The following is a 21,527-nucleotide window of genomic DNA, read 5'->3' as shown; positions in this document are numbered from 1 at the left end:
CCGCGGCGGGACGTCCCTGGACTGACGCTCGATTCGGGCGGGCGGTGACCTGTGCGCCGGGTGCCGCGTTCTCACCGGTATGACACCCCTGCACCCGGTCGCCGGGCGTCGGCTCCAGATCTTCGTGCCGCGTCCCGCGGTGCCGGACCGGTCCAGCGCCGCGCAGGACCCGCCCATCTACCGCGATCTGCTGCGCGCCTGGGCGGATCGCGGCCGTACGCTGCCGGGCCGCCAGGACCCCGAGTGGGTGCGGCTGGCGGCGCCGACGGTGCGTCCGGGCCAGTTCGGCTCGGACCGGTTCAGCGGGCTTCGGGTCCCGCCACGTGACGGGCGATGACCATCCGCTGGATCTGGTTGGTGCCCTCGACGATCTGGAGCACCTTGGCCTCGCGCATGTAGCGCTCGGCCGGGAAGTCGGCGGTGTAGCCGTAGCCGCCGAGGATCTGTACGGCGTCCGTGGTGACCTTCATGGCGGTGTCGGTGCAGTGCAGCTTGGCCATGGCGGCCTGTTTGGCGAACGGCCTGCCGGCGTCGCGCAGCCGGGCCGCGGCGAGGTAGAGGGCGCGGCCCGCCTCGATCTGGGTGGCCATGTCGGCGATCATGAAGCGCAGGCCCTGGAAGTCGGCGATGGGATGGCCGAACTGCCGCCGCCCGGTGGCGTAGGCGACCGCTTCGTCCAGCGCGGCCTGGGCGACGCCGATGGCGCAGGCGGCGATGCCGAGGCGGCCGGAGTCCAGGGCGGACAGGGCGATGCCGAAGCCCTGGCCCTCTTCGCCGATGCGGCGGTCGTCGCCGACGCGGACGCCGTCGAAGTGGACCTGGGCGGTGGGCGAGCCCTTCATGCCCATCTTCTTCTCGGGGGCGGCCGCGCTGAGGCCGGGGGCGTCGCCGGGCACGAGGAAGGCGGTGATGCCCCGGGGGCCGTCCTCGCCGGTGCGGGCCATCACGGTGTAGAAGTCGGCGATGCCGCCGTGGGTGATCCAGGCCTTGGTGCCGGTGAGCACCCAGTCGTCGCCGTCCCGCACGGCCCGGGTGCGCAGGGAGGCGGCGTCGGAACCGGAGGCGGGTTCGGACAGGCAGTAGGCGCCGAGGAGTCCGCCGCCGAGCATCGCGGGGAGGTGTTCGACCTGCTGCTGCTTGGTGCCGTAGGTGGCGAGCGCGTAGGAGGCGAGGGTGTGCACGCTGAGGCCGAGGCCGACGGTGAGCCGGGCCGCGGCCAGCTCCTCCAGTACCTGGAGGTAGACCTCGTACGGCTGTTCGCCGCCGCCGTGCTCCGCGTCGTACGGCAGGCCGAGCAGGCCCGATCCGGAGAGCAGGGTGAAGACCTCGCGCGGGAAACGGCCCGCGTCCTCCTCCTCGGCGGCCCTCGGGGCGATCTCGCGCCGGGCTATCTCGCGGACGAGGGTGAGCAGATCCCTCGCCTCGTCCGTCGGCAATGGACGCTCCACCGGCTGCGGGTCGCGGTCGGACATGGCGTCGGTCTCCTCCCTGGTGGGGAACCGGCGGCACGGCCCACGGGTCAGGGCGGCTCCGCCTGATCGTTCCGTTACGGCCACGGTGCGCACCCCCGGATCACGGAAGCCCGCTGACCAGCGGCTGCGCTGAGTATGCCCGAACATCGGACTCCCGTCACCAGTTAACGACCGCTCACTCCAACATTCCAGCCGGGGGCCGGACGGGTGCGTCCTGACGGGGCCTCCGGGGCAGCTGGGACCACCACCGAAGCCGACCTCCCGGACGACCGGGAACCGGAATCCCGGCGGGGCTGAGCCCAAGATCCAGGGCACTGCTCCGACGGGGGCGACGGGGTGTCGGGGCCGAGGGGGGGCGAGCGGAACCGGGGGCCGGACGCGAGGTGCCCGGGGGCGGAGGCATGAGGAAGCGCGACACCGCAGCCCCGGGACCTCTGGCATTCGGAAGCCCGACGGCCCATGCGGCGGCCCGCCGCATGGCGAGACCCCGGTGGCAGGCCACGCGGGGTTTCGGGGGCAGGCGAGAAGCGCGGCGCGTGGGTTCCGGAGAGCCGGGATCCGGGACGGCCGGGATCGGCGGCCCGGTTACCGGTGACGGTCCGTCCCGGCACCGGTAACCGGAACCAGCGGGCGGAACACCACGGCGTCCCTCGGAACGCCGTTCGGGATCTTCGGAAGCCGCAGCCGGAGGACGAGGGAGGTCGCAGCGGCCTGCCGCAGCGGCCGGGGGCGGATTCGCGATGCGCGCCAGGTCACGGAAACCGGAAGCCGTAGGTCCGGCGCACGCCCGGGCGGCTGGAAACAGCTCCCCCGGCGTTGACCTACTGGTCTAGTCCTCCTACGGTGCTGGACCGGCGCGTCGGCGCGACGCGGGTGTTTCTCTCACGGATGCGAGGAGGCACGATGCGGCAATCTCAGCGGTTTCGGGTGCGGACGCTGGTCTCGGCGGTGTGTGCGGCCGCGATCGGGGTCGGACTGCTCCTCGGGGCGGGAGCCGTCAGCGGGGGCCGGGGCGGGGCCCTCCCGCACGGCAACGCGCCGGGGCTGATCAAGTCCCTGGAGTAGGCGCCCGGCTCAGAGCAGGCCCAGCTGGGTGACCAGCATCGCGGTGACCACGACGAGCACCCAGCCCAGCACGTGTTCGAGGATCTTGGGCCCGTCGTCGCGGGGACCGCCGGTGCGGGCGCGGGCGGCGGTGGCGGAGTGTGCGGTCATGCTGGTACTCACAGAGGTCGGACGTACAGAGCGGTCTCCCCCACCCGTCCGTCCACCTTGCCACCCGCGACGGCGTACGCGGCGATGAGCTTGCTCACATGGTCAGCGCACCCCCACCGCGGCCAGGGCCTTGCGCTGGTGGGCGCTCGGACGGGCCGGGAAGTAGAGGTAGCAGACCCCGCCGGTACCGGAGGCGACTTTGCCGGTGGCGTTGTAGCGCTTGGTGCGCAGCCAGATGTTCTCGAACTCCCGGCGTCGGTACACCCGTCGTACCGCGTCGTCCCCCGGCGAGGCCGGATCGTTGGCGATCACATCGCCGTCCGCGGTGAAGCCGATCACCGTCATCAGGTGTCCGGACGTGCCGTAACCCGCCCCGGTCAGCTCGGTGTTCAGGAACGACTGGGACGTCATGGCCGGGATGCCGGCCGCGATCAGCGTCTCCAGGTCCGTCAGCGAGGCGAGCCGGGTGACGACGCCCTGGAGGCCGGCGAAGGTCGCCGCGTAGGCCGCGTTGAACGGCCAGTTGCCGCAGCCCTCGTACTGGTAGTCGTACGTGAAGCGCGCGGCCGCGTCGACCTGCGGATCGGCGTAGGACGGGTCGACCCAGGACAGCTGGTCGGCCGTGAGCCGGCCGCCCCAGTACTCCACGATCATCTGCGAGGAGGTCGGACTGCACCATGCCTCGCCGCCGCTGTCGTACTGCGGGTACTGGCCCTTGTGGATCTCCTGCGAGTAGCGCGGCACCACCAGTTCCTGCGCGAGGCCGGGTGTGGAGGCCGGGACGGTGAAGCGGTCGGGGATGTCGGAGCCCATCGCGCCGAGCCGCCACACGGTCGGGGTGAGCCGCGTGCCCGGCCTGCGGTACAGGGTCAGGCGCAGCCGGTACGACACCAGGCGCAGCCCGGTGCTCGCGTCGTCGATGGCGAAGGTGTCGGTCCAGACGCTGCTCCTGCCGTCGCTCTGGCCGTCCACCGAGGTCCGCTTGATGTCCTGGTCGCCGGCCGCCCAGCGGCCCATCACGTACCAGGGCGTGTCGCCGCCGTCCGAGTACGTCCCGCTCAACTCCACCTGGATCCAGGTGCCGTCGGGGGTGTGCGCGTTCCAGGAGGAGACGACCTCGGTGGCGGGGACCGTGAGCCGGTACCGGGGGGAGGTCCAGGTGGCGTACTCCCAGGGCGCGGTGGTGCCGGTGTGCGGGTCGGTGTAGTCGACGGTGCCCGCGGGGGCGCCGATGACCACGCCGGGGCGGGCGCCGGAGACCGCGCGGGCGCCCCGGGCGGTGCCGGTGCGCCACTCGCTGTAGGTGGTCCAGGCGTGGTAGTCGATGGGGCGGGCCCCCGTAGGAGCGGATGCGGCGTCGGCGACCGTCCGCGTGGTGGCGGTCCCCCGCCGGGCGGCGGCCGCGGCGGGCGTGGCGGCGCCGGCCACCGCGGCGGCGACCGCGACGGTCAGAACGGTGCGGCGGGACGGCTGTTGGGCTCTGCTCATGGGCGCGATTACCCCCAGGTGTCCGGAGTCGTGGCTGGATCATGTGCACGTCGTGCGCCAACTATGAAGCAGCCGCGGGGCCCCTGCCAGCACTTGGGCGGATGCCGCGCCATGAATATTGGTCTGATCCGGTGGCGGTGCCCGCGCAGGAGCGACAAAGGCCCCGGCCCCGATACCGTGGAAGCGGTGCCGGGGCCGGGGCCTGGATGCGCGTGGATCTCAACAGATCATCAGATCAAGTCCATGGCCGCGATCTCGTCCGGGCGGCCGTAGCTGATCGGCCCCTGGAAGCGGCGGCGGGCGGTGGCGAACCACCAGACGGTGGCCACGAGCAGGACGACGACGAGCGCGATCGGCGCGTAGTTGAAGGAGTCCACGGTGATCGGGGACGCCTGCGGCAGCATGAACAGGATGCTGCTGAGCGCGATCCAGATCACGGCGAGCCAGCCGACCGGCTTGCTCCAGCGGCCCAGGTTCCACGGGCCGGACTCGAACGCGTCACCGAGCCGCAGCCGCAGGAAGATCGGGACGGCGTAGGCGAGGAACAGGCCGACCACGTTGACGCTGACGATCGCGGTGAAGGCGGTGTGCGACCACCAGCCGGGCACGATGAGCGCCAGCGAGCAGGCCACTGCGAGCCAGACCGCCTTGACGGGCGTACGGGTGCGCGGCGAGACGGAGTGCCACAGCCGGGAGCCGGGCATGGCGCCGTCGCGGGAGAAGGCGAAGATCTGCCGGGTGTTGCTGGTGAGGTTGGCGAGGCCGCAGAAGAGCATCGCGCCGATGACGATGAGGAGCATGACCTTGGCGGTGCTCAGACCGAGGCCGTCGATCAGGATCTGCACGGGCGGCGCGCCGTTGGCCGCCTCCTTGGCGTAGTCCTTAATGCTGTAGACCAGCGCCAGCATCAGGATGAGACCGGTGATCGCCGAATAACCGATGGCGCGGGTGATCCCCTTGGGCGCGTTGACCGTGGCTTGCACCGTTTCCTCGGACATGTGGAAGCTGCCGTCGAAGCCGGTGAACGTCCAGCTGGTGACCAGCAGGCCGAGCATGCCGCCGTAAAGTCCGCTCGTGAAGCCGGTGTTGTTCTCGAAATGCGTGACGAAGGACGCCGACTGATGGTGATCCGGTATCACTATGAGTGCGCCCACGATCACGACGAGTCCGATCAGCAGCCACCACACGGAAATGCGGTTGAGGACGGCGACGAGCTGCACCGTGTACGTGTTGGCGAGTCCCTGAAGCACGATGATCAAGGCCGTGATCAGCACCGTCTGATGGACGGTCGGCTGGTAGGAAGGCCACTGGAGCTGCACGAACGCCTGGATGAAGGTGGCCGCCGCATAGCCGGTCGCGGCGGTGCCGCCGATCTGCCCGACGAAATTCAACCAGCCCGTGTACCAGGACCAGGCACCCTTGTGCCGCTTGGCGAGCTTACCTGCGGAGAAATAGAGGGCACCGCTCGTCGGATACGCGGAGGCGACCTCTCCCATGGCCGCTCCGATGAGCAGAACCATGATCGAGACACCGATCCAGCCGAACACGAGAATGCGGGGGCCACCCGCGTTCATACCGAATCCGAAGGACGAGAAGATACCCGAGAGAATATTGATGATGGTGAAGGAGATCGCGAAATTGTCGAACGCCTTGAAACGGCGGGTGAGTTTCCGCGGATAACCCATCGCGTGCAGGGTCGCGTCGTCGTCGAGCACGACCGCGTCTTCTCCGGCACGGGCCTTGACCCGGGGAGCAGACATCCGTTCTGACACAGATCGGCCTTTCTCTCGTGCCTCTCGGGCGCTCGGGGGGCGGCGCCCGATGAGGGTGGGGGACGGGTGACGACAAAGGGGGTCAGGCGGGTCCGGGCACGGGCAGCCCGCAGGCGCGGCGCGCCCGGGAGAGCTGTTCGGCGGGGTCGCCGAAGGCACTCCAGGGCATGCGCGAGGCGTACGGGCCCATCGCCGTGAAGACCGCGCGGGCCTCGAACTCGCGCTGGCCCATGACCAGCGCGTGCGCGAGATAGGCCAGGTCGAGCACCGGCGTGAAGCGGTAGCCGGGCACCGCCGGGAGCCAGTTGTGGTAGATCGCGAGCGCGGTGGCGCGCCACTGGGGCTGCTCCCAGACGCGGTCGGCGAGCAGCTGGGTCGGGTTGTAGCTCTCCACCAGGGCGACCAGGGGCAGCAGGCGCAGCGCGGAGTCGGCGGGCGCGCGCTGGCTGAGGAAGGCGGCCACGTCCCAGGCCGCGTTGACCGAGCCGCCGTGCCGGGCGAAGAACGCGGAGAGGAAGCGGTGGTGCGCCTCGCGGTGCCAGGGGTCGAGGGTGAGGATGTGCGCGAACAGCCGCCACGGGCCGGGCGGCGCGGTCAGCAGGCCCTGCGGGGCGGGGTCGCGCAGCCGGTGCAGCCGGGCCATGGCGAGCTTGGCGACCCAGGGGGTGGGGTCCCCCGGGGCCAGCGCGGCGGCCCGGTCGCAGGCGGTGAGCGCTATGCGTTCCAGGGCCTCGGCCCGGTCGTCGTTGCCGTCGGCGGCGCGCAGGGCGCGCTGGACGGCGACGCGGGCCCACATGAGGGCCGCCTCGGGCGAGGGCTCCTCGTCCAGCCAGCGTTCGACCAGGTCGGTGCCGGCCGCCTCGGAGGCGAGGACCAGGGAGCGGTGGGCGCGCAGCGCGAAATCCTGGCGCGTCTCGGCCAGCGCCTCGTACGCGTGCCGATAACGGCCCGCGCGGACATCGACGCAAACGCCGGCCAGGACTCGGTCGTCGGCAGCCGGGTGCCACACATACTGCCCTTCGAATAACTCCGCGGCCATGTCCCCTGCCTTGTCCCCGTACCGTGTCCCCGGCCGCCGCTTCTCGCGGTAGCGCAGGAGGCACCTTACTCAGCACGGCGGACACCCGGAACGCCGAATTCGACATATCGGTCAGCGATTCGAGAATGTTTATAGAAGTGCGCGGGGCGGCCCCGGGCGGAGGGTGGTTCAAGGGGTGACTTTCTTTCGCGGGCCCCTCGGCGGCCCGGCCGCCGTGCGCCGCTACTAGACTCTTTCCGGAAAACCCCCCACACCGCATCACACCTTCGGGAATCGTCATTCAGCACCTCGCCGCCCGGCTGCGGGCCCTGCCGCCCTCCCTCGGACCGGTCCGGCTGATCGCCGTCGACGGGCACGCGGGCTCCGGGAAGTCGACCTTCGCCGGGCGGCTGGCCACCGCGCTGGGCGGGGCGCCGGTGCTCCATCTCGACGACATCGCCAGCCATGAGCGGCTGTTCGCCTGGACCGACCGGCTGATGACACAGGTGATCGAGCCGCTGGCCCGGGGCGAGGCCGCCGCCTATCTGCCCTACGACTGGAACGCCCGGACGTCCGGCCCGCCGCGCCCGCTGCCGCCCGCGCCGGTGATCCTGCTGGAGGGCGTGGGCGCGGGCCGCCGCGCGCTGCGGCCGTTTCTGGCCGAACTGCTCTGGATGGAACTGCCCCGCGAGGAGTCCTGGGCGCGCGGCCGGCGGCGGGACGGGGCGGCGCAGCGGGAGTTCTGGGACGGCTGGGTCGAGGCCGAGCGCGCGCACTTCGCCGACGACCCCACCCGCCCCCACGCCGGGCTTCTGGTGCGCCAGACGGACCGGGGGTACGAGGTGCTGCCGGGGCCCGAGCGACCCCAGGGATCGGGCCAAGGAGTGACCCACAGTGATGGCCCCACCCCCATGTGGTGAAATTGTGAAGGCTCTTGTCGGCCAACTTCCCGAAGTGCCCCAACTTCGCTTGACCCGGGGGCCGTACAGGTCTTACGTTCTCAATGTGCGGCGAATCGAAGCCGCCCGAAGACGCGAAGCCCCCGGTTGTTCCCCCGTGATCGGGGGCTTCGTTCTGCCCGCGCACCGCTTTCCGGGCCCGCTGCGCGCCGATCCGATCACCCTCGGTCACTGAAGCGCCCGGATTCCGTCCGCTCCCACCTCGCCGAACGGCCTGTACCGCACCCTTCGGCACGCGGTACCCACGCGGGTACGATGCCCTTGGTGCGACCTTCGGGGACAGCCTCGCGCACCTGCAACTCCGGTCCGCGGCACGGCGGTTCGGCCGCGGCGGCCGCCGGGCGACCGTCCGGCGGTGAACCACGGGGCACGGTCTGTGGGGGACGTGATGGACTTCGGCACGCAGGGCCCCGAGGCCCCGGCCGACCTCGCCTGGCTGCGCGGGGTCGACGCCTACACCATGGGCGCCTATCCGCAGGCGGAGGAGGAGTTCCGGGCCGCGGTGCGGATGGACCCGGGCATGGCGGACGGCTGGCTCGGGCTGCACGCGCTCCGGGTCGACACCACCACCGCGCTGCTGCGGATGTTCCGGCACCGCGAGCGCTTCGGCGAACAGCGCGCCCGGCACCGCCGTACGATCAACTCCTGGTACTGGCTCGGCTGGTGGGTGCAGCCGGTGCTGGAGAGCCCGCGCGATCTGCTGCTGGCGCACGCCTCGCACTGGCTGGACGGCCGGCATGTGCCCGAGCTGGACCGGGCGCTGGCCGGGCTGCCCCCGGTCGACACCGATCCCCAGGTCCGCTTTCTGCACGCCTGCCGCTCCTACCTGGTCAAGGACTGGGAACAGCTGGTGCGGCACACCGATCCGCTGCTGGACGATCCCCTGCTCGGCATAGAGGCGGGGCTGTTCGGCGGCATGGCCCGGGTCCGCCTGGAGATGTACGGCCAGGCCGAACCGCTGCTGTCGGCGGCGCTGATGCGGTGCCGCAGCGAGCAGCCCCAGCGCAAGGAGCTGCGCTACTGGCTCGCGCGGGCGCACGAGGGCACCGGCCGCTCCGCCGCCGCACTCCCCCTCTACCGGGCCGTGCACCGCGTCGACCCCGCCTTCATGGACACCTCGGCGCGGCTCGCGGCGATCTCCGAGGGGGACGGGTACGACGACGCGGCCGACCTCGCCGCGATCACGCTGACCGGTGCCGGGCAGGACACGGTGGACGGACCCGACGGGTTCGATCCGTTCTTCGGCACCGAGGGACGGGATCTGCGGCTGACGGAGCCGGATCTGCCGACCGGGCCGCTGCCGGCCGTCTCCGAGCCGGGGGTCCGCGCCCGGGGCGGGGCGCCCGGCTCCCCGCTGCCCACCGGGCCCACCGATCCCGCGCTGCTCGAACAGGCGCTCGCCGAGCTGGAGCGGATGGTCGGGCTCGAACCGGTCAAGCGCCAGGTGAAGGCGCTGTCCGCACAGCTGAACATGGCGCGGCTGCGGGCCGGTCAGGGGCTGCCCGTGCAGCCGCCGAAGCGGCACTTCGTCTTCTCCGGGCCGTCCGGGACCGGCAAGACGACGGTGGCGCGCATCCTGGGGCGGGTCTTCTACGCCCTCGGGCTGCTCGGCGGCGACCACCTCGTCGAGGCGCAGCGGGCCGATCTGGTCGGCGAGTACCTCGGGCAGACCGCGGTGAAGGCCAACGAACTGATCGACTCCGCGATCGGCGGGGTGCTGTTCGTGGACGAGGCGTACTCGCTCTCCAACTCCGGGTACGGCAAGGGGGACGCGTACGGCGACGAGGCGCTCCAGGTGCTGCTGAAGCGGGCCGAGGACAACCGGGACCACCTCGTGGTGATCCTCGCGGGGTATCCCGAGGGCATGGACCGGCTGCTCGCGGCGAACCCCGGGCTGTCGTCCCGCTTCACGAGCCGTGTCGACTTCCCCTCGTACCGGCCCGGGGAACTCACCGAGATCGGGAAGGTGCTGGCCGCGGAGAACGGGGACCAGTGGGACGAGGAGGCGCAGGAGGAGCTGCGGTCGATCGCCGGGCACGTGGTCGACCAGGGGTGGATCGACGAGCTGGGCAACGGGCGGTTCCTGCGCACGCTGTACGAGAAGAGCTGCGCGTACCGGGATCTGCGGCTGTCCACGTACGCCGGGTCGCTGACCCGCGACGACCTCGCGACGCTGCGGCTGGCCGATCTGATGCAGGCGTACGGCGAGGTGCTGTCGGGGAGGGGACCGCAGGACCCGTCCCCGGCGTAGGAGGCGACGTGCCCCGTGAGGGGCGCGGGGACTGCGCGAGCGACCCATCACCGAGCCGCATTCGCACAGCCCCCGCACCCCCCTGTGCGGGGAGCGCCTATGTGGCGAGCGCCTGTTCCGGGAAGCCGGGGATCTCCCGGTGCGCGGGGTCCCGGACCTCGCCGACCAGCATCTCCAGGACGTCCTCCAGCGCGACCAGACCCAGCACCTTGCCGGACGGGTCCGCCACCTGCGCCAGGTGGGTGGCGGCGCGGCGCATGACCGTGAGGGCGTCGTCCAGGGGCAGCTCGGCCCGCAGGGTCGTCATCGGGCGCCAGATGTTCTGCGGCACCGCCCGTTCGGAGTCCTCCAGGTCGAGTACGTCCTTGACGTGGACGTACCCCATGAAGGCGCCCTGCTCGGTCGCCGCGACCGGGAAGCGGGAGTACCCGGTGCGCGCGGTGAGCCGCACGATCTCCCCCGGGGTGACCGCGGGCGTGACCGTGACCAGGGACTCACGGCGCAGCAGGACGTCGGTGACCGGGCGGGAGCCCAGTTCCAGGGCGTCCTCCAGGCGCTCCCTCTCCTCCGGGTCGAGCAGGCCCGCCTGTCCGGAGTCCTCCAGGAGCCGGTTGAGCTGCTCGCTGGTGACCACCGCCTCGACCTCGTCCTTGGGCTCCACCCGGAACAGCCGCAGCACGGCCTGGGCGACGGCGCCCAGCGACACCGTGATCGGCTTGCACACCCGGGCGAACCAGACCAGACCCGGGCTGAGCCACAGCGCCGCCTTCTCGGGCGCCGCCATCGCGAGGTTCTTCGGCACCATCTCGCCGATGACCAGGTGGAAGAAGACCACCGCGGCCAGCGCGATGACATAGCCGAGCGGATGGATCACGCCGTCCGGGAGGTGGACCGCCTCGAACACCGGCTCCAGCAGATGTGCCACGGTCGGTTCGGCGACCGCGCCGAGCGTCAGGGAGCACAGGGTGATCCCGAACTGGGCGGCGGCCATCATCTGCGGCAGCCGCTCCAGGCCGTACAGCACCTGCCGGGCCCGGGTGGTGCCGAGCGGTTCGATCTGGCTGCGGCGCACGGAGACGAGCGCGAACTCGGCGCCGACGAAGAAGCCGTTCGCCAGCACCAGCAGCGCGGCGAGGACCAGTTGGAGCACGCTCATCGGGCGGCCTCCGCGATGTTCGCCGCCGGGGCCGTCCTGACCAGGCGGACCCGTTCGGCGCGGTAGTGGCCGACCTGGCGGACCGCGAGCCGCCAGCCGGGCAGTTCGGCCCGGTCGCCGGGGGCCGGGATCCGGCCGAGCAGATCGGCGACCAGTCCGGCGACGGTCTCGTACGGCCCCTCGGGCACGTCCAGGCCTATGCGCTGGAGGATGTCGACCCGGCAGCTGCCGGCCACGTCCCAGGCGGGCCTGCCGTCCTCGGGCGGGGCGGCGGCCAGCTCGGGCACGTCCTTGGCGTCGTGCTCGTCGCGGACCTCGCCGACCAGTTCCTCGACGATGTCCTCCAGGGTGACCACGCCGGCCGTGCCGCCGTACTCGTCCACCACGACCGCGATGGGCTGTTCGCTGCGCAGCCGGGCCAGCAGGGGCTGGACGGGCAGGGTCTCGGGGACCAGCAGCGCGGGGCGGGCGATGCGGCCGACCGGGGTGCGCAGCCGGTCGTGCGCCGGGACGGCGAGGGCGTCCTTGAGGTGGGCCATGCCGACGATCTCGTCGATCTTCTCCCGGTAGACGGGGAAGCGGGACAGTCCGGTGGCCCGGGTGAGGTTGACCACGTCCTCGGCGGTGGCCGAGTCCTGGAGCGCGCTGACCTTCACGCGCGGGGTCATCACGTGCTGCGCGGTCAGCTCGCCCAGCGAGAGGGTGCGTACGAACAGGTCGGCGGTGTCCTGCTCCAGGGCGCCGGCCTGCGCGGAGTGCCGGGCCAGGGAGACCAGTTCGCCGGGGGTGCGGGCGGAGGCCAGTTCGTCGGCGGGTTCGACGCCGAGGGCGCGGACCAGCCGGTTGGCGACCGTGTTGAGCGCGGCGATCACCGGCCGGAACAGCCGGGAGAACCGATGCTGGGGGCCCGCGACGAAGCGCGCGACCTGGAGCGGCCGGGAGACCGCCCAGTTCTTGGGCACCAGTTCGCCGATCACCATCTGGATCGCGGAGGCCAGCAGCATGCCGACGAGCACGGCGGCACCGGAGGCGATGCCGTCGGGCAGGCCGAGCGCGGCGAACGGGGCGCCCAGCAGCCGGCCCAGGGCGGGTTCGGCGAGCATGCCGACGACCAGGGAGGTGATGGTGATGCCGAGCTGGGTGCCGGAGAGCTGGAAGGAGAGTTCCTTCAGCGCCTCCACGACCGTACGAGCGCGCTTGTCGCCGTCGGCGGCGGCCTTCTCGGCCTCGGGGCGCTCGACCGTCACCAGACCGAATTCGGCGGCCACGAAGAATCCGTTGGCCAGGATCAGCACGAACGCGGCTGCGAGGAGCAGCAGAGGGGTGGTCACGATGCCGCCGCCTCCCCGGTATGTCGGGTGGGGGCGGCGCAGGTACTACAGGACGATCCGTCCATCGCCGGGGGGATTCACTCCTCGGGTCGCAGGAACCCCTGGCACCGGGCGGCGCACAGGGGCGGAGGCGCGATCGGCGCGGCCTCCGCCCACCAGGTTAATCAAGACCGGGGCCGGGCGGGCAGGGTGGGCGACCCGGAGTCGCCCCCGGGTCAGCCCTGATCTTCCCCCGGGCGGACGGCCGAGCGGGCCTCGGCGAGCGCCCGCAGCGCCTTGGCGTCGGCGATCGCCCGCTGCCTGGCGATGCCCGGCTGGATGCCGAGCGCGGGCAGGCTGGTGCCGTCGCTGAGGTTGAGGAACACCCAGGGATCGCCCGGACGGAGGTTCACCTGAAGGATCTCCGCCCAGTCCAGGCGCCGCCTGCTGGCGATGTTCACGACGGTGACGCCGCTCTCGTCGGCGACCACCTTGATCCGGGCCAGCTGGGCGAGCACCCAGAAGATCAGCGCCCCGGTGACCACGAAACTCATCCGCTCCCCCGGGCCGAGGCCCTCCAGGAGCAGGGCGACCGCCGAGATGGTGAGGAAGATCGCCACGGCGGCGGTGAGCAGGACGGCCCGGGTGTGGCCCGGCCGGAAGGTGACGGGGAGGCTGGGCAGGGTCGGCAGGTCGGACATCACATACCCCTCAGAGGCGGCAGGCGTGGATGGCCGTGGTCAGGATGGCGCGGGCGCCGATGGCGTAGAGGTCGTCCATGATCCGCTGCGCCTCCTTGGCGGGGACCATGGCGCGGACCGCGACCCAGCCCTCGTTGTGCAGCGGGGACACGGTCGGGGACTCCAGGCCGGGGGTGAGGGCGACGGCCTTCTCCAGCTGCTCGACCCGGCAGTCGTAGTCCATCATCACGTACGTCCGGGCGACCAGGACGCCCTGGAGGCGGCGCAGGAACTGCTGGACCCTGGGCTCCTCCGTGTCCGCGCCGGTGCGGCGGACCACGATGGCCTCGGACTTCATGATCGGCTCGCCGAAGACCTCCAGGCCCGCGTTGCGCAGGCTGGTGCCGGTCTCCACGACGTCGGCGATGACCTCGGCGACGCCCAGCTCGATCGCGGTCTCCACGGCGCCGTCCAGGTGGACGACGGAGGCGTCGACGCCGCTGTCGGCGAGGTGCCGGGCGACGATGCCCTCGTACGAGGTGGCGACCGTACGGCCCTTCAGGTCCTCGACGCCGGTCGCGGTGCCCGGCTTGCCGGCGTAGCGGAAGGTGGAGCGGGCGAAGCCGAGCGCCAGGATCTCCTCGGCGTCCGCGCCGGAGTCGACCAGCAGGTCGCGGCCGGTGATGCCGATGTCGAGGCGGCCGGAGGAGACGTAGATGGCGATGTCGCGGGGGCGGAGGTAGAACAGCTCGACCTCGTTGCCCGGGTCCACGACCCGCAGTTCCTTGGTCTCCCGGCGCTGCCGGTAGCCGGCCTCATGCAGCATGTCCGCCGCAGGGCCGGACAGGGAACCCTTGTTGGGGACGGCGATGCGCAGCATGAGGACGGCTTCCTTTGCGGTGAAGGGGGCTGGTGCGGTGTGCCGCGGCACGGCGCGGCGGTTCGGTCAGAGGTGGGCGTAGACGTCGTCCAGGGAGATCCCGCGGGCGACCATCATCACCTGGACGTGGTACAGCAGCTGGGAGATCTCCTCGGCTGCCGCCTCCTTGCCCTCGTACTCGGCGGCCATCCAGACCTCGGCGGCCTCTTCGACGACCTTCTTGCCGATGGCATGGACCCCCTTGCCGACCAGTTCGGCGGTGCGGGAGGTGGCGGGATCGCCGTGGGCGGCCTTGTGCTGGAGCTCGGTGAAGAGCTCCTCGAACGTCTTCTTGGACATGGTGGTCCTCACCCTACGCGCTCCGACCGGCGCCTCAGTGCCAGGGTTCGGATACCGAACGCAGCGTCGCGGCCGTCGAGACCGCCGCGATCACCGCCTCGTGGCCCTTGTCCTCGCTGGAGCCCTCGATGCCGGCCCGGTCCAGGGCCTGCTCCTCGGTGTCGCAGGTGAGCACGCCGAAGCCGACCGGGACGCCGGTCTCCACGGAGACCTGGGTGAGGCCCTGGGTGACGCCCTGGCACACGTAGTCGAAGTGGGGGGTGCCGCCGCGGATGACGACGCCGAGGGCGACCACCGCGTCGTAGCCGCGCGCGGCCAGCACCTTGGCGGCGACCGGGAGCTCGAAGCTGCCGGGGACCCGGATCAGGGTCGGCTCGTCGATCCCGAGGTCGCCGAGGGCGCGCAGGGCGCCGTTCACCAGACCGTCCATCACCTTCTCGTGCCACTGCGCCGCGATGACGGCGACCCTGAGGTCGCCGACGTTGCGTACGGACAGTTCCGGTGCACCCTTGCCGCTCACGTCTCTCCTAAGTGCCTTCTCGCCGGTGTTGCTTGCTTACTGGTTCTACTGGTTCGGGCAGGTGGCCGGGGTGTCCAGCCAGGGCAGGTCGTGGCCCATCCGGTCCCGCTTGGTGCGCAGATAGCGCAGATTGTGCTCGCCCGCCTGGACCGGCATCGGCTCCCGCCCGGCGACCCGCACGCCGTGGCGCTCCAGCGCGTCGGCCTTGTCGGGGTTGTTGGTCATCAGCCGGACGCTGCGCACGCCGAGGTCGGCGAGGATCTGGGCGCCGGCCCCGTAGTCGCGGGCGTCGGCGGGCAGGCCGAGTTCCAGGTTGGCGTCGAGCGTGTCACGGCCCCGCTCCTGGAGTTCGTAGGCGCGCAGCTTGGACAGCAGGCCGATGCCGCGGCCCTCGTGCCCGCGCAGGTAGACCACGACGCCGCGGCCCTCCTCCTGGATGCGGGCGAGGGAGCTGTCCAGCTGGGGGCCGCAGTCGCAGCGCAGCGAGCCGAAGACATCGCCGGTGAGGCACTCGGAGTGCACCCGGACCAGGACGTCCTCGCCGGTGCCGATCTCGCCGTGGACGAGGGCGACGTGCTCGACGCCGTCGACGGTGGAGCGGTAGCCGTGCGCGGTGAAGGTGCCGTGCCGGGTGGGCAGCAGGGTCTCGGCCTCGCGGCGGACGGTGGGCTCGGTGCCGCGGCGGTGGGCGATCAGGTCCTCGATGGAGATGATCGTCAGGCCGTGCTTGCGGGCGAACGGGATCAGCTCGGGCAGCCGCAGCATCCGGCCGTCCTCACCGGCGATCTCCACGATGGCGCCGGCCGGGCGCAGCCCCGCGAGCCGGGCGAGGTCGACGGCGGCCTCGGTGTGGCCGTTGCGCTCCAGGACACCGCCGGGCCGGGCGCGCAGCGGGAAGACATGGCCGGGGCGCACGAAGTCGGCGGGCCCCGCGGTGCCGCTCGCGAGCAGCTGGAGGGTGGTGGCGCGGTCGGCGGCGGAGATGCCGGTGGTCACGCCGTGCGCGCCGGAGGCGTCCACGGAGACGGTGAAGGCGGTCTTCATCGACTCGGTGTTGTCCTCGACCATCTGCGGCAGCCGCAGCCGGTCGAGTTCCGCGGCCTCCATGGGGGCGCAGACCAGGCCCCGGCACTCGCTCATCATGAAGGCGACGATCTCGGGGGTCACCTTCTCGGCGGCGATGACGAGGTCGCCCTCGTTCTCCCGGTCCTCGTCGTCGACGACGATCACGGGGCGCCCGGCGGCGATGTCGGCGACGGCCTGCCCGACGGGGTCGAGGGTGAACTCCTCGACGCTGTCGCCGTCGTAGGAGTAGGAGTAGGGGTCGTAGAGCGGGGTGGCCGAGGTCATGCCGGTGCTCCTTCCAGAGCGGGCCGCGTGCTCTTGCGGGAGCGCAGCCACCAGTCGCGCATGCCCCACAGGACGAGTGCGCCGTAGATGACGTAGACGAAGCCGGAGAAGGCGTAGCCGTTGGTGAAGTTGAGGGGGACGCCGACGACGTCGACGAGCAGCCAGGCGAACCAGAACTCGACCATGCCCTTGGCCTGCGCGTACATCGCGACGACGGTGCCGACGAAGATGTAGGCGTCCGGCCAGGGGTCCCAGGACAGTTCCGGGAACGCGGTGAACAGCAGGGCGACGGCGACGGTGCCGATCGCGGCGGCGCCGATCAGGGCGGCGCGCTCGCGCCAGGTGGCGAAGCGGGGAGAGATGTGGCCGTCGCCGGTCCCGCCCCGGCCGCGGTTCCACTGCCAGAAGCCGTAGAGGGCGACGACCATGACGACGGCCTGCTTGCCGGCGCTGCCGGTGAGGTGGCCGTAGAAGGCGGCGAAGAGGACCAGGCCGGAGACGAACTGCACCGGCCAGCTCCACAGGGAGCGGCGCCAGCCGAGGACGAGTCCGATCAGGCCGAGGATGTTGCCGGTCATGTCGGACCACAGGATGTGCTGTCCGAAGAGGGTGAACGCCTCGGTGTTCAGCGAGTTCACCGGCCGGCCTCCTGTCCGCTCCCGTCGGCGCGGCCCACCGTGAGGAGGCGCTCGACGTACTTGGCGATGACGTCCACCTCGAGGTTGACCGGGTCGCCGGGCTGCTTCACGCCGAGCGTGGTCAGGGCGAGGGTGGTGGGGATGAGGCTGACGGTGAAGTGGCCGGGGCCGGCGTCCACGACGGTGAGGCTGATGCCGTCGACGGTGATGGAGCCCTTCTCGACCACGTAGCGGGCGAGGCCGGCGGGCAGGGAGATCTTCACGATCTCCCAGTGCTCGGAGGCCGTGCGCTCCAGGACCTCGCCGGTGCCGTCGACATGGCCCTGCACGATGTGGCCGCCGAGACGGGCGCCGACGGCGGTGGGGCGTTCGAGGTTGACGCGGGAGCCGGTGGTGAGCGCGCCCAGGCTGGAGCGCTTCAGGGTCTCGGCCATGACGTCGGCGGTGAACTCGTCGCCCTCGTGGTCGACGACGGTGAGACAGACCCCGTTCACGGCGATGGAGTCGCCATGCCGGGCGCCGTCGGTGACGACGGGGCCGCGGAGCCGGAAACGGGAGGCGTCGCCGAGGTTCTCGACGGCGGTGACCTCACCCAGCTCTTCGACGATTCCGGTGAACACTTCCCGGGTCCTCCTGCCTCATGGGGCACGGACTCCGGGGCCTGTCGACGGACGACAGAATCTACGGGTGAGCACACACTCGGGGCGTCGCCGAAAAGGGCCCGTCCGGATACGGACGAGACCGGATACGGCGGCGCGCACACGGAACGCATGCCCGCCCGCCGCGCACTGCCTCCCATCCGGACTTTAACCGTCGGTCCAGGAATTTCACCTGGTCAACCGGTCGCTGGAGGCGACCGGGTCGCGGACTGTAACCGCCGGTTCGGACTTTCACCGACCCCGGAGTGCGCTGCTTCTGGTACACGGCCAGTGTGCCACGCCGGGCGGCCGCGCCGACAGGGGGTCCGTGTGGGCTCGCTCACACTCCGTACCCCCCGGAGGCGGGCGCCGCGAGCCCCGCCCCCAACTCCCCCCTCTTCGGTGCGGGTTGGCCCCTCCAGCCCCATTGACCGTAATGGTCTAGTCCTTTTAGGGTGCCGATCGGGCCCGGCGGCGGTGACGACGGCCCTTGCCCGCCGCCGGGTCGCCCAGCCCTCCGGAACCGGGGCGATGCCGCGTCTCGCCCTCGCGCCCTGTCCGGGCGCGGTCCGCCGACGGGATCCGGCCCGTGGGTCCGGTCCGGCCGGCGCCGCTACGACGGGACCGGTGACCGGAGCGGGGCGGACCACAGCTCGTCCTGGGCCTGGTCGCGGGCCGTCAGCAGGGCGCCCCGCAGGACGGCGGAGCCACCGAGTGCGCCGACGCGGACCTCGGTGGGCAGGGGCGACATCGCCCCGAGCCGCTCCGCCACGAGCCCGGCGAGCACATCGCCCCCGGCGTGGCCGATCTCTCCGCCGAGCACCACGCAGCCGGGGTCCAGCACGGCGACGACGGAGGCGGCGCCGATGGCGAGACGGTCGGCGAGGGCGGAGAGGAAGCGCGCACAGGCGTCGGCCTCCGCCGCCGTCCCGGCGAACCCCGTCACCGGCTTCCCCTCCTCCGCCGCCCCCGCGAACTCCCTCGCCGGCTCCCCCTTCTGTTCCGGCCCGCCCAGCCCGCCGGACTCCCCCGCCGCCGTGACCCGCTCCACCGCCCACCGCACGACCCCCGCCGCCCCGGGGCCGTCCGGTGTCGTCGGTGTCGGCAGGCCGTGTTCCCCGGCGAGGGAGACGACCGCCGCCGCACCCGCCAGTGTGTGGAAGCCGCCCGTGCAGTCCGTGGCGGAGGGGAGCGTGGGGGTGCCCGGCACCGGGAGGAAGCCGATCTCGCCGGTGCCGCCGGAGGCGCCGCGGCGCAGGGTGCCGTCGAGGACGACCGCCGCGCCGGTGCCGTGGCCGAGCCAGAGGAGGACGAAGGTGTCGCGGTCGCGGGCGGCGCCCTCGCGCTGTTCGGCGAGGGCGGCGAGGTTGGTCTCGTTCTCCACGGTGACGCGGGCCCCCGGCAGCCGTTCCTGGAGGGCGGCGGACAGGCTGCGGTGCCACGCGGGCAGCCCCGCGGAGTCGCGCAGGTCACCCGTGGCCGGGTCGATGAGGCCCGGCGCGCCGATGCCGGCCGTGTGCAGCCCCTCGACGCCGGCCCGCCCGACGGCCCCCGCCACCGCCGCCACCACCCGCCGCACCGCGGGCCCGGTCCCGGTGTCCCCCTCGATCGGCACGGACGCCTCCGCGAGCACCCGCCCCACCAGGTCGGCGACCAGCACGACGACCCCCTCGGTGCGCACATCGAGCGCCGCCAGATGGGCGCGGTCGGCGGCGATGCCGTAGAGCCGGGCGTTCGGTCCCCGGCGGGCCGCGCCGGACTCCCCCACGACGGTGATCAGCCCGGCCGCGCCGAGCCGTTCGACGAGATCGGCGACCGTCGGCCGGGACAGCCCCGTCAGCTGCTTCAACTGCCCCGCGGTCAGCGGGCCCTGGTCCTGGAGGAGCCCCAGGGCCAGCCGGTCGTTGATGGCCCGGGCGGTGCTCGGTGATGCGGGCATGGCGGGGATCCTTCCACATCGGCGGGGCGGGGCCTCGGCGGAATAAGCGCTATCTATCAGGCAGGGTCCCTGATAGTTTACGACGCGCCATCACCCGGGGAGGAACGCAGACATGCGGGACCTGAGCGCAGTGCGCCGCGCGCGGTACGCCGTCGCGGCCGTGTTCGCCGTCCACGGCGCCGTGACCGGCTCCTTCGCGACCCGGGTGCCCTGGGTCCAGGACCACGCCTCGCTCGGCGCGGGCCGGCTGGGCTTCGCGCTCGCCTTCACCGCGCTCGGCGCCTCCTGCGCGATGCCGCTCGCGGGCCGGATCAGCCACCGCTTCGGCAGCCGCAACGCCCTGCGCGGGCTGATCGCCCTGTGGACCCTCTCCCTCGTCCTGCCGTCCCTCGCCCCGAATCTGCCCACCCTGTGCCTCGCGATGTTCGTCTACGGCGCGTGCGCGGGCATGGCGGACGTGGCGATGAACGCGCTCGGCGTCGAGGTGGAGCGGCGGCTCGGCAAGTCGGTGATGTCCGGCCTGCACGGGATGTGGAGCGCGGGCGCCCTGATCGGCTCGGCCGCCGGCACCCTCGCCGCCCACCTCGGGGCCGACGCGCGCACCCACTTCCTGCTGGCCTCGGCCGTCCTGACCGTGCTCGGCCTGCTCTCCTGCACCTGGGTGCCGGACATACAGCCCACCGAGGACGAGGAGCCCCCGCCCCGGTTCGCGCTGCCGCCCCGCTCCGCGCTGCTGATCGGCATGGTCGGCTTCTGCGCGGTGTTCGCGGAGGGCGCGAGCCTCGACTGGTCGGCGGTGTTCCTGCGGGACCGGCTGGACAGCTCGGCCACCCTCGCGGCGGCGTCGACCACCGCGTTCATGCTGACGATGGCCGTGGCCCGGATCGCCGGGGACGCGGTGGTGAACCGGTTCGGCGCGGTGCGCACGGTCCGGGCAGGCGGTGTGCTGGCCGTCCTCGGCGGTCTGCTGGTGGTGCTCGCCGGGCAGCCCGCGGTGGCGATGGGCGGCTTCGCCCTGATGGGGCTCGGCATCGCGGTCGTCGTACCGCTGTGCTTCGCCGCCGCCGGGCACGCCGGGCCCAACCCGAGCCAGGCCATCGCGGGCGTGGCAACCATCACCTACACCTCGGGGCTGATCGCGCCCAGCTTGATCGGCGGAGTGGCGCAGGCGACCAGCCTGGTGGTCTCGTTCGGCGTGGTGACGGTGCTCGCGTGCGGGCTCACGGTGTGCGCGGGTGTGCTGCGCTCCGCCGAGCGCGGTGGGGCGCGGGAGGTCAGCCCGCGGGCCGCAGCAGTTCCCGGGCCACGGCCCTGAAGCCGTCGCTCCACGGCGCCGGGCGCAGGGTGGTCGCGTCGAGCCGGACCAGCACCCGCTCGCCCCGGGCGTAGGTCGCGGCGCCGTCCGCCGAGCAGAAGCGGAAGCCGTAGGTCAGGCCGGTGTTGCCGAGCCGTTCCAGCCACAGGTGCACGGCGTAGCGGCCGGGGCTGGTGACCGGGGCCTCGTAGCCGATGCGCAGTTCGCGCACCGCGTTGCAGGCGTCCCCGGCCGCCACCCAGTCACCGTCGAAGCGGATGCCGTGCTCGTGCCACAGCTCGGTCCAGGCGCGCTCGACCAGCAGCGGATAGCGGGCGTTGTGCAGCAGGCCGAGCGCGTCGAGGTCGTCGAAGTGGACGGTGACGGGGATCAGCCGGCCGTACGAGACGGCGGGGACGGAGGGGGCTTCGACGGTCACGGCGGACTCCTGGGGCAAGGCGGCCGGGGGCGGCCCCCGGGACGTACGGTCATCCATACTAAGCGACCGCTCAGCACGCCCCCCGGGACGCCCCGGGCACACCCCCGGCGCACACCCCCGGCGCGCCCCCGCGCGGACGGTGTGCGCGGAGCGCGCCGACGACCGGCGA

21 protein-coding genes and 1 riboswitch are annotated in these 21,527 nt (G+C 72.5%); of the genes, 5 read left to right on the top strand and 16 right to left on the bottom strand.

The window, feature by feature from the left end; all coding sequences use genetic code 11:
* Positions 1–79: 79 nt before the first annotated feature.
* Positions 80–337 carry a hypothetical protein gene (locus QHG49_RS29085; protein WP_301491809.1) on the top strand — a complete coding sequence of 86 codons (258 nt, stop codon included), beginning with the start codon at positions 80–82 and terminating at the stop codon, positions 335–337.
* Here QHG49_RS29085 and QHG49_RS29080 read toward each other — a convergent pair.
* Positions 300–1,472 carry an acyl-CoA dehydrogenase family protein gene (locus QHG49_RS29080; RefSeq protein ID WP_301491808.1) on the bottom strand — a complete coding sequence of 391 codons (1,173 nt, stop codon included), beginning with the start codon at positions 1,470–1,472 and terminating at the stop codon, positions 300–302. The two genes, QHG49_RS29085 and QHG49_RS29080, sit on opposite strands and share 38 nt — an antisense overlap.
* Before the next feature lie 903 nt (positions 1,473–2,375).
* On the opposite strand from QHG49_RS29080, the gene QHG49_RS29075 reads away from it, so the two are divergent.
* Positions 2,376–2,537 carry a hypothetical protein gene (locus QHG49_RS29075; protein WP_301491806.1) on the top strand — a complete coding sequence of 54 codons (162 nt, stop codon included), beginning with the start codon at positions 2,376–2,378 and terminating at the stop codon, positions 2,535–2,537.
* 9 nt (positions 2,538–2,546) lie between these two features.
* Here QHG49_RS29075 and QHG49_RS29070 read toward each other — a convergent pair whose 3' ends face one another.
* From QHG49_RS29070 to QHG49_RS29055, 4 genes are all read right to left on the bottom strand, one after another.
* Positions 2,547–2,687 (bottom strand): SCO1431 family membrane protein, encoded by a 141-nt coding sequence (locus QHG49_RS29070; RefSeq protein WP_145490161.1) that lies wholly within the window; start codon positions 2,685–2,687, stop codon positions 2,547–2,549.
* Positions 2,688–2,789: 102 nt separating this feature from the next.
* Positions 2,790–4,175: a peptidase C39 family protein gene (locus QHG49_RS29065; protein WP_301491805.1), complete on the bottom strand. Its 1,386-nt coding sequence runs from the start codon at positions 4,173–4,175 to the stop codon at positions 2,790–2,792.
* A gap of 230 nt (positions 4,176–4,405) precedes the next feature.
* A complete protein-coding gene (locus QHG49_RS29060) occupies positions 4,406–5,947 on the bottom strand; it encodes an amino acid permease (protein ID WP_145490167.1) in 1,542 nt (513 codons plus the stop codon).
* Positions 5,948–6,029: 82 nt separating this feature from the next.
* The gene (locus tag QHG49_RS29055) at positions 6,030–6,986 is read right to left on the bottom strand and encodes a hypothetical protein (protein WP_186337899.1); all 957 of its coding nucleotides are present in this window, start codon (positions 6,984–6,986) and stop codon (positions 6,030–6,032) included.
* A gap of 257 nt (positions 6,987–7,243) precedes the next feature.
* Between QHG49_RS29055 and QHG49_RS29050 the strand changes: the two genes are divergently transcribed.
* Both QHG49_RS29050 and QHG49_RS29045 read left to right on the top strand, forming a co-directional pair.
* Positions 7,244–7,885, top strand: a complete 642-nt coding sequence (locus tag QHG49_RS29050) for a uridine kinase (RefSeq protein ID WP_244320366.1) — start codon at positions 7,244–7,246, stop codon at positions 7,883–7,885.
* Positions 7,886–8,312: 427 nt separating this feature from the next.
* A complete protein-coding gene (locus tag QHG49_RS29045; protein ID WP_159699545.1) occupies positions 8,313–10,175 on the top strand; it encodes an AAA family ATPase in 1,863 nt (620 codons plus the stop codon).
* A 97-nt stretch (positions 10,176–10,272) separates the two neighbouring features.
* Here the strand turns inward: QHG49_RS29045 and QHG49_RS29040 are convergent, their stop codons facing one another.
* The 10 genes from QHG49_RS29040 to QHG49_RS28995 form a co-directional block, all read right to left on the bottom strand.
* Positions 10,273–11,331 carry a hemolysin family protein gene (locus QHG49_RS29040; RefSeq protein WP_145490176.1) on the bottom strand — a complete coding sequence of 353 codons (1,059 nt, stop codon included), beginning with the start codon at positions 11,329–11,331 and terminating at the stop codon, positions 10,273–10,275.
* Complete coding sequence (locus QHG49_RS29035) at positions 11,328–12,662, bottom strand: hemolysin family protein (RefSeq protein WP_159699548.1); 1,335 nt, start codon at positions 12,660–12,662, stop codon at positions 11,328–11,330. The genes QHG49_RS29040 and QHG49_RS29035 overlap by 4 nt, the downstream gene beginning before the upstream one ends.
* Before the next feature lie 215 nt (positions 12,663–12,877).
* The gene (locus QHG49_RS29030) at positions 12,878–13,342 is read right to left on the bottom strand and encodes a PH domain-containing protein (RefSeq protein WP_145490182.1); all 465 of its coding nucleotides are present in this window, start codon (positions 13,340–13,342) and stop codon (positions 12,878–12,880) included.
* A 10-nt stretch (positions 13,343–13,352) separates the two neighbouring features.
* A complete protein-coding gene (gene hisG, locus QHG49_RS29025) occupies positions 13,353–14,201 on the bottom strand; it encodes an ATP phosphoribosyltransferase (RefSeq protein WP_145490185.1) in 849 nt (282 codons plus the stop codon).
* 66 nt (positions 14,202–14,267) lie between these two features.
* Positions 14,268–14,540, bottom strand: a complete 273-nt coding sequence (locus QHG49_RS29020) for a phosphoribosyl-ATP diphosphatase (RefSeq protein ID WP_007491392.1) — start codon at positions 14,538–14,540, stop codon at positions 14,268–14,270.
* Positions 14,541–14,574: 34 nt separating this feature from the next.
* A complete protein-coding gene (gene ribH, locus QHG49_RS29015; protein WP_145490188.1) occupies positions 14,575–15,060 on the bottom strand; it encodes a 6,7-dimethyl-8-ribityllumazine synthase in 486 nt (161 codons plus the stop codon).
* Between the two features lie 45 nt (positions 15,061–15,105).
* Positions 15,106–16,410, bottom strand: a complete 1,305-nt coding sequence (locus tag QHG49_RS29010) for a bifunctional 3,4-dihydroxy-2-butanone-4-phosphate synthase/GTP cyclohydrolase II (RefSeq protein ID WP_301491799.1) — start codon at positions 16,408–16,410, stop codon at positions 15,106–15,108.
* Positions 16,407–17,048, bottom strand: coding sequence for a nicotinamide mononucleotide transporter family protein (locus QHG49_RS29005; RefSeq protein WP_145490193.1), 642 nt, complete (start codon positions 17,046–17,048; stop codon positions 16,407–16,409). The genes QHG49_RS29010 and QHG49_RS29005 overlap by 4 nt, the downstream gene beginning before the upstream one ends.
* Complete coding sequence (locus QHG49_RS29000) at positions 17,045–17,668, bottom strand: riboflavin synthase (RefSeq protein WP_301491798.1); 624 nt, start codon at positions 17,666–17,668, stop codon at positions 17,045–17,047. Before QHG49_RS29000 ends, QHG49_RS29005 begins: the two co-directional genes overlap by 4 nt.
* 161 nt (positions 17,669–17,829) lie before the next feature.
* Positions 17,830–17,960: riboswitch (FMN riboswitch) on the bottom strand.
* A gap of 339 nt (positions 17,961–18,299) precedes the next feature.
* Positions 18,300–19,625, bottom strand: coding sequence for an ROK family transcriptional regulator (locus QHG49_RS28995; RefSeq protein ID WP_301491796.1), 1,326 nt, complete (start codon positions 19,623–19,625; stop codon positions 18,300–18,302).
* A 112-nt stretch (positions 19,626–19,737) separates the two neighbouring features.
* Between QHG49_RS28995 and QHG49_RS28990 the strand changes: the two genes are divergently transcribed.
* Entirely contained in the window at positions 19,738–20,940 is a 1,203-nt protein-coding gene (locus QHG49_RS28990; protein WP_301491795.1) for an MFS transporter, read from the top strand.
* On the opposite strand, the gene QHG49_RS28985 is transcribed toward QHG49_RS28990, so the two are convergent.
* The gene (locus tag QHG49_RS28985) at positions 20,900–21,358 is read right to left on the bottom strand and encodes a thioesterase family protein (RefSeq protein WP_301491793.1); all 459 of its coding nucleotides are present in this window, start codon (positions 21,356–21,358) and stop codon (positions 20,900–20,902) included. The genes QHG49_RS28990 and QHG49_RS28985 overlap by 41 nt on opposite strands.
* Positions 21,359–21,527: the final 169 nt, after the last annotated feature.

The organism is Streptomyces sp. WP-1, from assembly GCF_030450125.1.
GTDB lineage: Bacteria > Actinomycetota > Actinomycetes > Streptomycetales > Streptomycetaceae > Streptomyces > Streptomyces incarnatus.
Note: the sequence above shows the minus strand (reverse complement) of the source record. Positions and strands in the feature narration are given on the sequence as shown.

Excerpts from the sequence above, each read along its gene's own strand:
- QHG49_RS29085 (WP_301491809.1), top strand. The coding sequence starts at position 80 with ATGACACCCCTGCACCCGGTCGCCGGGCGTCGGCTCCAGATCTTCGTG.
- QHG49_RS29080 (WP_301491808.1), bottom strand. The coding sequence starts at position 1,472 with ATGTCCGACCGCGACCCGCAGCCGGTGGAGCGTCCATTGCCGACGGAC.
- QHG49_RS29075 (WP_301491806.1), top strand. The coding sequence starts at position 2,376 with ATGCGGCAATCTCAGCGGTTTCGGGTGCGGACGCTGGTCTCGGCGGTG.
- QHG49_RS29070 (WP_145490161.1), bottom strand. The coding sequence starts at position 2,687 with ATGACCGCACACTCCGCCACCGCCGCCCGCGCCCGCACCGGCGGTCCC.
- QHG49_RS29065 (WP_301491805.1), bottom strand. The coding sequence starts at position 4,175 with ATGAGCAGAGCCCAACAGCCGTCCCGCCGCACCGTTCTGACCGTCGCG.
- QHG49_RS29055 (WP_186337899.1), bottom strand. The coding sequence starts at position 6,986 with ATGGCCGCGGAGTTATTCGAAGGGCAGTATGTGTGGCACCCGGCTGCC.
- QHG49_RS29045 (WP_159699545.1), top strand. The coding sequence starts at position 8,313 with ATGGACTTCGGCACGCAGGGCCCCGAGGCCCCGGCCGACCTCGCCTGG.
- QHG49_RS29040 (WP_145490176.1), bottom strand. The coding sequence starts at position 11,331 with ATGAGCGTGCTCCAACTGGTCCTCGCCGCGCTGCTGGTGCTGGCGAAC.
- QHG49_RS29030 (WP_145490182.1), bottom strand. The coding sequence starts at position 13,342 with ATGTCCGACCTGCCGACCCTGCCCAGCCTCCCCGTCACCTTCCGGCCG.
- hisG (WP_145490185.1), bottom strand. The coding sequence starts at position 14,201 with ATGCTGCGCATCGCCGTCCCCAACAAGGGTTCCCTGTCCGGCCCTGCG.
- QHG49_RS29020 (WP_007491392.1), bottom strand. The coding sequence starts at position 14,540 with ATGTCCAAGAAGACGTTCGAGGAGCTCTTCACCGAGCTCCAGCACAAG.
- QHG49_RS29010 (WP_301491799.1), bottom strand. The coding sequence starts at position 16,410 with ATGACCTCGGCCACCCCGCTCTACGACCCCTACTCCTACTCCTACGAC.
- QHG49_RS28995 (WP_301491796.1), bottom strand. The coding sequence starts at position 19,625 with ATGCCCGCATCACCGAGCACCGCCCGGGCCATCAACGACCGGCTGGCC.
- QHG49_RS28990 (WP_301491795.1), top strand. The coding sequence starts at position 19,738 with ATGCGGGACCTGAGCGCAGTGCGCCGCGCGCGGTACGCCGTCGCGGCC.